Genomic DNA, 11,735 nt, shown 5'->3' with positions numbered 1-11,735 from the left:
ATTTTTACTGGTAAACTCTTACATAATCAATTTCCATAGTGTCTTCTGTAAAAGCAGGATCTACAGTTCCTCCTAAGCTTCCACCCATTGCAACATTTAATATCATAAAAAAGTCTGCATTAAATGGAGACTCTGGTGTATTTGTAAATGTTAGAAATACGCTATCGTCTACAAGTAATTGAATTGCGGTAGCAGTCCATTCAACGGTATAGTTATGAAATTCTGTAGTAGAAGTTGTATTTGTAGTTGCTCCAGTAATAGCATTACCTCCAGAATTTCCTGGTAAGTGTAATGCACCTGAGGTTACGCTTTTATCTTGCCCAGTTTGCTCCATAATATCAATTTCTCCAGAAGCAGGCCACCCAACAACATCGAAATTTGAACCCAGCATCCATATTGCTGGCCAAGTACCTTGTGCTGCCGGTAATTTTGCTCTTACCTCAACACGACCATAGGTAAACTCTTGTAAACCTTTAGATTTTAATCTAGCAGAAGTGTATCCTGTTCCATCAGCTTTGGCTGTTATTTTAAGAGAACCATCTTCAATTATAACATTTTCTGCATTATCGGTATACGTTTGTAACTCGCCGTTACCCCAACCGCCTGCACCTAAATCGTAGGTCCATTTTGTTACATCGGGTGCTCCAGCTGTGTCAAATTCATCAGACCAAGCAAGCGTGTTAAACTCAGATTCAAACTCACTATTAGCTCCTTCTTCCTCTGTAGTTAATGTAAACCACCACTCGAATTCACCATTACCATCAGCAGTACTTACTACCATTTCTGTTGCTGTTCTACTAAATATTTTATATTGATGGTTACCACCGGTGTAATACCCCAAAAAGCCAATGCCGCTTAAACTTAAAGTTTCAACATCACCTGGAGCAGTTAATGTCCAATTTTCTGAATAATCATTATATGGTAAATTTGAAACATCTGCACCATCTACCGTTCCTCCTGTTGATCCTAACTCATCAATTAAACCAACACGTCCAAAAATAGTACCTGTGTTATCTCCACTGTCAATATTAGTAATATGCGTAAATGTGCCATCTGCGCTAAAAATATACCGATCGTCATACATTCCTGCTGAAGCTTTTTCATTAGGCCCTGCAGAATACCATTCCGCAATTATTGAGCCACCTGGAGGTCCTAAACCAAAATGAGGTTTAGATTCTGCTTTAATTCTCCATGATTTTTCACCACCACCATGTAGCATATCTAATAAATCTGCAGGTGCTTCATAAAGTGCTAATACTTCAACTTCAATTGTTTTACTTGAAGAATTCCCTCCTGTACCATAAGCAATTGCAGTAACAGCATAGGTGTTTGTTCCTAGGGTTGTAAATGTATGGTTTACAGATCCGGATTTTTGAAGCTTTGTTTGTTTTTGTATTACAAAATGATATGCTGTAGCGTTATCTGCAGAAGCAGAAAACATTACCTCTCCACTTCCTAAGCCTGGAGCGGCAGATTCTCCGCCTTCATCTATATAAGTAACAGATATTTCAATATTTGAAGGAGCAAGAATGTCTCCTACAGGATATTCATCATCTTGACAGCTATTAAATAGTAATAAGAAAGAAAGAAAGGCTCCTATGATATACTTTATATTTTTCATTTTTTTAATTTTAATTATGATAATTGAAATCATCGATATAGGCTATAACTGTATCATTATTACCTTCTGAATTAACTTGTAAAACAACTCTGTTAAAATCGGTTCTACTAATTGGATCTGGTTGACCTGCAGTAGTATCATTAGCAAAATCGAATGTTATTTCTTGCCATGTATCTAGTGTAATAGTCTTAATAATTTCGGTTTGTAAAACCCATGGTTCCGCAGCTGTTCCGTCTTGAAGTTTTAAGGAAATTTGATTGGATTGAGTTCCAGATATACTAGATGAAGGCACATAAATTTTTAACGTAAACTTACTTTTTGCTTGCAAATCAAAATTTGGGCTAACATCAAAACGAATATTTGCATATTGACCTCCAGTATCATTGTACTCTAAAACTGTTGCCGAACCATTATTGGCATCAACAAATGGGTTTGCAAAATTATTGTCCATTCCTGCAGCGTCTCCAGCCCAAGTTGTAATTGTACCATTTCCTTCAAAATCATCTGTTGCAAATGGAGCTGTATCTCCAGAAACTCCATAAGAAATATCATCAATGTATGCTATAACTGTATCACTATTACCTTCTGAATTAACTTGTAAAACAACTCTGTTAAAATCGGTTCTACTAATTGGATCTGGTTGACCTGCTGTAACATCGTTAGCAAAATCGAATGTTAATTCTTGCCAAGTATCTAATGTTAGAGGTTTAACAATTTCGGTTTGTAAAACCCATGGTTCAGCAGCTGTTCCATCTTGAAGTTTTAAAGAAATTTGATTAGGTTGAGTTCCAGATATACTAGATGAAGGCACGTAAATTTTTAAAGTAAACGTACTATTTCCTCCAGTTAAATCAAAGTTTGATGCAGTATCAAAACGAACGTTAGCATATTGACCTCCAGTATCATTATATTCTAAAACTGTAGCTGAGTCATTATTGGCATCAACAAATGGGTTTGCAAAATTATTGTCCATTCCTGCAGCATCTCCAGCCCAAGTTGTAATGTTTCCATTGCCTTCAAAATCGTCAAATACAAGTGGTCCTCCTTGTGCAGGTTCTTTATAGAAATATAAATTATCTATAAATATAGTTCCTTCACCAGATGGCACCCCATCAAATTTGAATTGAATTATATTACTAAAATCAACTAACGGATTTTGATCTGTAAAGTCAGATAAAGGAATATCGAATGATGTCCATTGATTTGCAGTTAATGTTAAATCGTAAGCTGTTTCATTTGGTCCAGAACTTATTGGTGATAATTTTGCACTAAAATTATCATCTGCAGTCCATACATCAATATGTAAAAATTCCATTTCAGATGCATCCACAGGAGCGGTATTAAAATCAATACCTTGATATGTTAATCCGCCATATTGAATAAAATTATTTCCGTTAATATCTAATGGTGCAAAGGTGGTTGTTTGTCCCCAATTAGGATAAAAATCTATTGGGTCTGGGCTTGAATATGCATCACTATATATGGAAACAACATTATTTTGTGAACGGTATGGTGTTGGTGCCCCTGCTAATGGTTGTAATATTGCAGTAACCTCAAATTCTTCTGTATACTCTGTTGTTTCTATAGCTGCACTCATCGCCACAACTCTAATTGTATACGTTCCAGCATCTTGATAATTATACGATGCTACTTCTCCTATATTAGCTGTAACTGGATCATCATTTCCTGGTTCACCAAAATATACGTTGTAAGATACCGCATAATCTGCAGTGGAAGTTACATTAACTTGCTTAGAAATTGCTGCGTCATTTTCAATAGTAACCATCAAATTTTCTGGCGCATTAAACGATACCACTAACTCTTGAGTTATTGAAGTAGTCAACCCTGTAAGTCCTACAGCCTCGATACCAATTGTGTAAGCACCTTCATTATATGTATGTACTATATTTTCTCCACTCTCTATAACTACAGGCTCTGTTGTATCATCTCCTAAAGAGATATTGTAAGATACTGCCCCTTCAGAATTGGGTATTATGGTTACTGTACCCGTATTGTCTTGTGTTATTTGAAATAGTGCAGAAACATTTGTTGGTGCAGCAACTTCGTCAACAAAACTTAAATTGTTGTCGTCTTCAGCACAACTTATAAAGAAGACTAAAGCTAAACTAAATATATATTTTATTGTTTTCATATTTTATCTTTTAATTTTAATATCCTGGGTTTTGATCCCAAGTTCCACCAGCTAATTGTATTTCTTCAATTGGTATAGGGAATACTTCATGTTTTCCTACTTGAAAGGTTCTATTTTCATGAAAACGAACTACATCGCCATCTTCATTTTTAATGGCATCTATTCCGTTATTATTTTCCATTTCTACTTTAGCACGACCTGTTCTAACTAAATCGAAAAAACGATGGCCTTCTCCTACTAATTCTACCCGACGTTCTTTATAAATATCGTTCGTTAAATTAGAGCCTGTAGTTGTTACATCCTCTAACGTTGCTCTGTTTCTTACTTCATTTAAATAACCTTGAGCTCTTGTATCACTAATGTTACCTCTGTTTAAAGCTTCTGCTGCCATAAGTAAAACATCGGCATAACGTATCGCTCTAAAATTATTAGGATTTGTAAGTGCTGCATCTGGTTGATTTAAATCGCCTTGGCGAGCAATATATTTTCTATTAAAATATCCTGTATGTTCAAAACCTATTGTAAAAGTGGCGCCTGTTTCTTCAGCCCATGCATTAATGTCTAGTATAGAGTATTCTAAGCGAATGTCTCCATCTTCGAATGCATCTACAACCTCTTGTGTTGGAACATTAAAACTATAACCAAAATCGAAAAGAGGGCCATCATAACTTCTTATGCCATTAAATCCTACAGCATAATTCCCTTCAAGACAATAAAAGCAATCGTAACTGCCTCCATCAACATCAGAATATTGAATTTCGAATACTGATTCAATATTATTCTCATAGTCGTTTTCAAACATGAATTTGGCTTCTGAAGTAGGTAATAATTCATAAGGTCCTTTTTCAATTAAATTTTCTAAAACATTTGCTGATTCTTCAAATTTATCTTGATATAAATAAGCTTTTCCTAGTAAAGCTTCTGCTGCTCCTTTTGTTATTCTACCTGTTTCGTTTTGTGTATAAGGTAGGTTTGCTGCTGCAAAAATCAAATCTTGTTCAATTTGTGCATACACTTGTGCTTTTGGAGTTCTTTCAATTCCAAATTGATCCCCAAATTGAATTCGTTTATCTACAGCTAAAGGCACGTCTCCAAACCATTTTACCAATTCGAAATAATAAAAAGCTCTTAAAAAACGTGTTTGAGCGATTACACCTGTTTTGTTTGGAAAATCGATTTTGTCTTGAAACTCCATAATGTAGTTAGTTCTATTAACACCAGTGTACATCCAAGTCCAAATTTCTCTTAATTGTGCATTGTTTGACGTGTGAACCAAATCATCTATTTCTTGCATACCCGGTGAATCTGTTGCACTTTCGCCACCACAAAGGGAGTTGTCTGAAGCTATTTCTGCTAATTGGAAATTTCTAGCAGTTGCTTGTAAAAAATCGTAAGCGGCTATTAATGCTTCTTGATATTCTTCTTCAGTATTAAAAAAATCTCCTGAATTTTTATCTTGAGAATCAACATCAATAAAATTATCTGCACATGAAAATAGTGCGATGAAAATTAATGAAGCAAGGATATTTTTTATTTTTAAATTTTTCATAGTTCCTTAATTAAAATTTTAAGTTAATTCCTAATAAAAATGTTTTAGCACTAGGATAAAACCCTTGGTCAATTCCGCCTCCTATTGGAGCACCACTAGATGCTGTAGGATCGAAACCTTTATACTCTGTAAGTGTAAATAGGTTACTTGCAGAAACATAAAGACGTAATTTACTAATTCTAGAATCTTCTAAATTCTTGCTAGAAAAAGTGTAACCCAATTGTACGTTTTGTAAGCGAATGAATGACCCGTCTTCTACATAGAAGTCTGAGAACAAACCATTTGGTGTCGCTCCGTTTGATACTCTTGGAAAAGAATTCCCTGTGCCTTCTCCTGTCCAACGATCTAAATAAGAAATGGTTCTATTTGTTAATTGTTGACCACGTTCGTAATTCCTTACAATTTCGTTACCTATAGATGCAAATGCATAAGCAGCAAAATCGAAGTTTTTATAATCTAATGAAATATTAAGCCCCATTGTTGCATCTGGTATAGGATTGCCTATATCAACTTTATCGGCTAAGTCTATTACACCATCATTGTTTTGGTCTACATACTTAATATCTCCTGGTTCAGGAGCAAGATCTCCAACTGCAGATGCATCTATTTCGGCTTGATTTTGGTAAATACCATCGGTTTCATAACCATAAAAGTACCCTAGAGGAAATCCGGCTTCCATTCTTGAGGGTGCTGGTTGACTTATACCGAAAGAACCTCCTGTTAAAAAACCATCATCTGTATTTACAGAAACAACTTCATTTTTTAAGTAGGTAACATTATATTTTATGCTAAATTTTAAATTTTCACTAAAATTGTCAGAGTAACCAATTGCAAATTCAAGACCTTCATTTTCAACAACACCACCATTTACAACTGGCGCGCCTCCTGTTCCTAATAAACCTGATACTTGTGGTATAACTAATAAGTCTTCTGTTCTCTTTTTAAAATAATCGGCTGTGATATCAATTTTATTATTTAATATTCTCATATCTAAACCAATATCTAATGTTTTTTGTTTTTCCCATCTAATTTCTGGGTTGGCAATACCTCCTGTAGCTGTACCAATTAATTCTTTATCATTAAAAATATAAGTTCCTTCTCCATTTAAAAGAGATACATATCTATAATCAGGTATTCTATCATTACCTAGAATACCATATGAAGCTCTAACTTTTAAAAGATTTATAAAATTATTATCACTAAGGAAATCTTCATCAGATGCTATCCACCCAACAGAACCTGACGGGAAATATCCAAATCTATTTTCTGGACCAAATTTTGTTGAGCCATCTCTTCTTATAACTGCGGATAATAAGTATTTGCCTTTATAGTCATACTGTACTCTTCCAAAATAAGATAGCAATCTAGAATCGAAAGTTGCATTTCTACCTGTGTTTTGGTTAATGTTAACAATATCTGACGCTTGGTCTAAATTAGCATTTATAACATTATTATCAAGAATATCGTAACCTGTTGCTCCAGTATATTCTCCTGTTGTTTTAAATACAGATGTTCCCAAAAGGACATTTACATTATGTATATCATTAAACTTGTTTTCATATTTAACAAAAGCATCAAATGTGTAATCTCTAAAATAATTTAAACCTTCAAAAACACTACTTCTATCCACATTGCTATTCTTACCACTACCAAATTTAGCAATAGGGTTGAATACTTTTGAGCTAACCTCTGCATAGTTAAATTGAATATTAGATTGTGCTGTAAAATGATCTAAAAAATTATATGATAACCCTGCGTTACCACTCAGTTTCATGATTTTTCCTCTATCAAAAATATCTGCAATTTGAGCCAGTGGATTAATAACTTCTCCTCCCAATCCTTCTGCTAGTGTGTAATCTCCATTTTCATCATAAACTGTAAATGTAGGCGCCATATTTATAGCGTTAAAAAGTACTGATGAATTTGAGTTTTCTGGAAGGTTTCTTTTATTAGTTCTCATTAAAGTGATGCCCGAAGTAAATTTAAAATTCTCTAAAAAATCTAAATTATAACTAGCATTATTTGTAAAACGTGTAAAATTTGATTTACTACCACCCACAATACCGTCTTGTGTTAAAAAAGAGCCACTATATGAATATGAAGAATTTTTACCACCACCTTTAAAAAGAATGTTATGATTCTGTATTGGAGCACTTTCAAAAACCAAATCTTGCCAATCTGTTCCAATACCTAAATTAGAAATATCAGAAAATGGAGGCGTATTACCACCTGCAGCATAAGCTTCATTTACAATTATGCCATACTCTGATGCGTTTAAAACTGGAATTTTTCTAGTAGTTTGTTGAAAACCACCATAAGCATTATATTCTATTGTTAGAGGCATTTCTTTACGTCCCGTTTTTGTAGTTATAAGTATAACCCCATTTGCAGCCCTAACACCATAAATACCAGCAGTAGCATCTTTAAGTATGTTTATACTCTCAATATCGCTAGGGTTAATAACGCTTAAATCTTCAATAACATTACCATCTACTAATATTAAAGGTCTGCTATCTCCATTCGTAGATACACCCCTAATACTAATTGTAGAAGCACCACCAGGCGTACCAGATTGCGATGTTATATTAACACCAGCAACTTGCCCTTGTAAAGCTTGTTCAATTCGTGTTGGTTTTAGAGCGTCAATAGCCTCTGCAGATACCACACTAACAGCACCTGTAATTTCCTTTTTAGATTGAGTTCCATAACCAATAACTACTACTTCTTCTAGTTGTGCTAGATCTTCTTGTAATTTAATAGTAAGTTTGGTGTTGTCTGTAATCACTACTTCCTTTGTTATATATCCTAAATAACTAATGGAAATAGTAGAGCTAATTTTAACATCATTTAAAGTAAAGTTACCATCAAAATCTGTACTGGTACCATTACCTGTTCCTTTCACGATGACATTTGCTCCTGGTATAGGAATTCCTGTTTCGTCTTGTACAATTCCACTCACATTAATGTTTTGTGCGCCGGAATATGCTACAAAGAATAAGGTTAAAATTTTAAATAGCGTGTGTCTCATAAATTGTTTAGTTTTAGTTTGAATTAAAATTATACAAAGAGATTGAAGTATTGATAAATTTTACCGCAACAAAAAACATACATAGCAAAAAAACGCATGTTTTAATATCAAAATATCAATTACTACTAGTGTTATAAGCGTAAAAGGTATTCTGATTTTTAATCAAATAGATTTGTATTTGCTATAATGTTGTGGTGTTGTATAGGTAAAAAATGCTTTTGTAGTGCTATTATATTTCCAAAATATAATCTGTTAAGCTAGATTCATGTTCTAAATCCATTTTTTTTCTAAGCCTGTAGCGTTTAACTTCTACACTTCTAGAAGATATATTTAGTAGTGGTGCTATTTCTTTAGATGATAGATTTAATCTCAAATATGCACAGAGCCTTAAATCATTTGGAGTTAATTCTGGATGTAGGGATTTTACTCTTTTTAAAAAGTCTTTATCTGCATTATTGAATGCTTCCTCAAAAAGATGCCAATCATCTGTATTATTTAAATTTCTGTCTATTATTTTAATAACGTTACTTATATTTTTATTGTCCTTAGCATTTTGAAGCTCTTTTTTTATGCTATTTAGAAATTCGTTTTTCTTTATTAAACTCATTGTAGAAATTCCAAGCTCTCTATTTTTGTTATCTATATCTTGTCTTAATTTATCATTGTTAAAACGTGTAAGTTGCTCCTTGTTTTCAAGTTCTTTTAACTCTAATTGGCGTTGTTTTTTTAGCAATACTGTTTCTTGTTGTTTTCTATAATAGCGCTTATAAATATTATGCATAATTAGTGAGAATAATAAAATTAGCGCAATATATGTAGCAATCATGCTATTTGATAAATACCAAGGTCTTCCAATTGTAAAATTATAACTCTCAACATTACTAGAGTTTGCATCACCAATTTGGGCTCTTACTTTAAAAGTGTAATCTCCATATGGCAAGTTTTCAAATAACTCTTGAGAATTGGTAGATAATTGACTCCAATTATCATAAATTCCTTCTAATTTATATTGATATTCTGGTATCGCATATTTTTCGTATTCTGGAACACTAAAGCTAAACTCTACGTTGTTTTTTGTGTATACAAAATCTCCTTTTATAGATTTATCAAGGAGAACAATTGAATCTTGATTTTTAAACTTACTATTGGTTATTTGTGTTAAAACAATATTAAATGGTTTTTGAATAATTTTGTCTAAATCTATTTTTATATAACCTTTTGAATTACCATATAAATAATTATTATTATCGAGATAGGTTATATTTTCATATCCTGAAACATCATTTCTAGAATTGCTAGGTATTGATATTCTACTAACTTTAGGTACATTACTTAACTTTCTGGGTGATAAATAACTTAAACCATGTAATGATGTTGCCCAAACCTTGTTAGTTTCTTCATCTACAATAAGCTTTCCGGAGGAATATTCGTCTTTACTAAATAATTTGCTATACACGGAATCTCTTACAAAAGTATTTTTTAAGTTATCATATTTATAAACACCGGTCTTGTGAGAATACAAAATATTATTTTGATATTTAACTAAACTTGTTTTTAAACCTTTTTCAACTGATGTTTCTTTTTCTACAACGATGGCTTTAGTAAATTCATCATTTAAGGTTATTTTAAAAACACCTTTATATTCATGACTTACAAATACATCATTTTTTGAAAGCATCTCAAAGTAACGACTAGAAATATCAAAGCCTTGAATTTTATTTCTTAATTGCCAATTTCCATTTTTGTTTTCTAAAACATGTAATCCTGAATAATTACCCTGAAGTAATAAATTATCATTACCCTCAATAGTTTTAATATTCCAAGTTCCTTGAACATCAACAATTAAATCAGCGTTGCCTTTATTTATTAAAAAAGTTCCTGAGTTATGTCCGCAAAACAACTCATTATTTATTTTATTTAGGCACCATACCGCACCTTCTGTTCCTTCAATAAAAGTATAGCTATTTTCAGTATTATATTTTTTATAAAATAAGCCTTGGTTTGTGCCAATATATAAAATGCCTTCATGTAAAATGGAAGTATTTACAGCGCCTACTTTGCCTTCTTTATCATTAAAAATACTTAAAGGCGATTTTATATTTATGCAGTTAATTCCATTTTCTAAACCTAACCATATGTTATTCTCAACATCTTCAAAAACAGATAATACCGTATTATTACTAAGTCCTGTGTTTTGATTTAGCTTATGGATAATTTCACCTGTAGAAGAAAGTTGTAAAACACCATCAGATATACTACCTAGTAAAAAACTTTCATCTTTTAAACGCTTGCTACTATAAATTCTAAGTTTAGAAAGTTCTTTGTCTGCTGGAATATTCCATTTTTCTAATTTTTGATTATTGAAGATATAGAACCCGTTGTCCTCCGTAAGAAAAAGTAATTTATTATCTCGAATAAATGTATTTACTAATAAATTTTCTTTTAGTATTTTATCATTAGAAACTAGTTGCGCTTTACCATTAATAATTTCGTAAACACCATCATTTATTTTTTGAAAATAAATACTTTCATTTACCTTGAAAATCTTATATATAATAGTTTTTGAATCTATAATAGAATAACTTTCGTTACTTATATTGTAAATGTAGATTCTATTTAAAGATTGAAACAAAACCCAATCATCTATAGCAACAATATTCCATAATTCTTCGTCTTCTAAAAAGGGAATATTTAGTTTTTGTGATAAAGAGTAATAATTAAGTATACCTAAATTATTACTAGACCAATAACCAAATTCTCTAAAACTACCAGTATATATTAAATTACCAATTACTTTTACAGATCTTATAATTGTTTTATTGGGAGAAGGATATACTGTCCATTTTGCACCATTAAATTCTAATAAGCCCTTATTATTTGCTACATAAATATTTTTATCTTCAGATTGGGAAATAGACCAATTTTGGTTCTCTGCACCATATTCGTTAGGTAAATAATCCTGAATTGGTGGTCTCTCTTGAGCTTGCAATTTTGATATCACACAAAAAAGAGCAAATAGAAATATTAATTTTATTAGTTTCAATGCATTTATAATTAGTTGTAGTGTTGTTAAATATAATAAAAATAACTATTCAGAGAGGTTTTGTATAGTTTTTGTGTGGTTAATAACTTGTGTTTATTGAGGTTGTTTGTGATTATAAATCATTAAATATAAATTTGTTAGGATTAATAAATAAAACTAATGAAATTTATTAAAGATTTCTTTTGGTTAGATATATAGTTAATTTTATATTTGCACACCGGAAAACGAAAATGTTTTCTTGAGGGCTCTTAGCTCAGCTGGATAGAGCACCTCCCTTCTAAGGAGGCGGTCGAAGGTTCGAATCCTTCAGGGCTCACTTAAAGCTTCACTAGAAATAGTGAG

General features: G+C 32.1%; 5 protein-coding genes and 1 tRNA gene. 1 reads left to right on the top strand and 5 read right to left on the bottom strand.

Annotated elements, in window-relative coordinates; translation table 11 throughout:
- Window positions 1-4 precede the first annotated feature (4 nt).
- The 5 genes from BT151_RS08440 to BT151_RS08420 form a co-directional block, all read right to left on the bottom strand.
- A complete protein-coding gene (locus tag BT151_RS08440) occupies window positions 5-1,621 on the bottom strand; it encodes a glycoside hydrolase family 16 protein (protein WP_072402607.1) in 1,617 nt (538 codons plus the stop codon).
- 10 nt (window positions 1,622-1,631) lie between these two features.
- On the bottom strand, window positions 1,632-3,773 hold the full coding sequence (locus BT151_RS08435) for a hypothetical protein (RefSeq protein WP_072401360.1): 2,142 nt from the start codon (window positions 3,771-3,773) through the stop codon (window positions 1,632-1,634).
- Between the two features lie 16 nt (window positions 3,774-3,789).
- Complete coding sequence (locus BT151_RS08430; protein WP_072401359.1) at window positions 3,790-5,322, bottom strand: RagB/SusD family nutrient uptake outer membrane protein; 1,533 nt, start codon at window positions 5,320-5,322, stop codon at window positions 3,790-3,792.
- Between the two features lie 10 nt (window positions 5,323-5,332).
- A complete protein-coding gene (locus BT151_RS08425) occupies window positions 5,333-8,350 on the bottom strand; it encodes a SusC/RagA family TonB-linked outer membrane protein (protein ID WP_072401358.1) in 3,018 nt (1,005 codons plus the stop codon).
- Between the two features lie 229 nt (window positions 8,351-8,579).
- The gene (locus BT151_RS08420; protein ID WP_245794763.1) at window positions 8,580-11,339 is read right to left on the bottom strand and encodes a helix-turn-helix and ligand-binding sensor domain-containing protein; all 2,760 of its coding nucleotides are present in this window, start codon (window positions 11,337-11,339) and stop codon (window positions 8,580-8,582) included.
- Between the two features lie 296 nt (window positions 11,340-11,635).
- Here BT151_RS08420 and BT151_RS08415 point away from each other — a divergent pair.
- A tRNA-Arg gene (locus tag BT151_RS08415) sits at window positions 11,636-11,709 on the top strand.
- Window positions 11,710-11,735: the final 26 nt, after the last annotated feature.

This window comes from Flaviramulus basaltis (assembly GCF_900114265.1).
Classification (GTDB): Bacteria; Bacteroidota; Bacteroidia; order Flavobacteriales; family Flavobacteriaceae; genus Flaviramulus; species Flaviramulus basaltis.
Note: the sequence above shows the minus strand (reverse complement) of the source record. Positions and strands in the feature narration are given on the sequence as shown.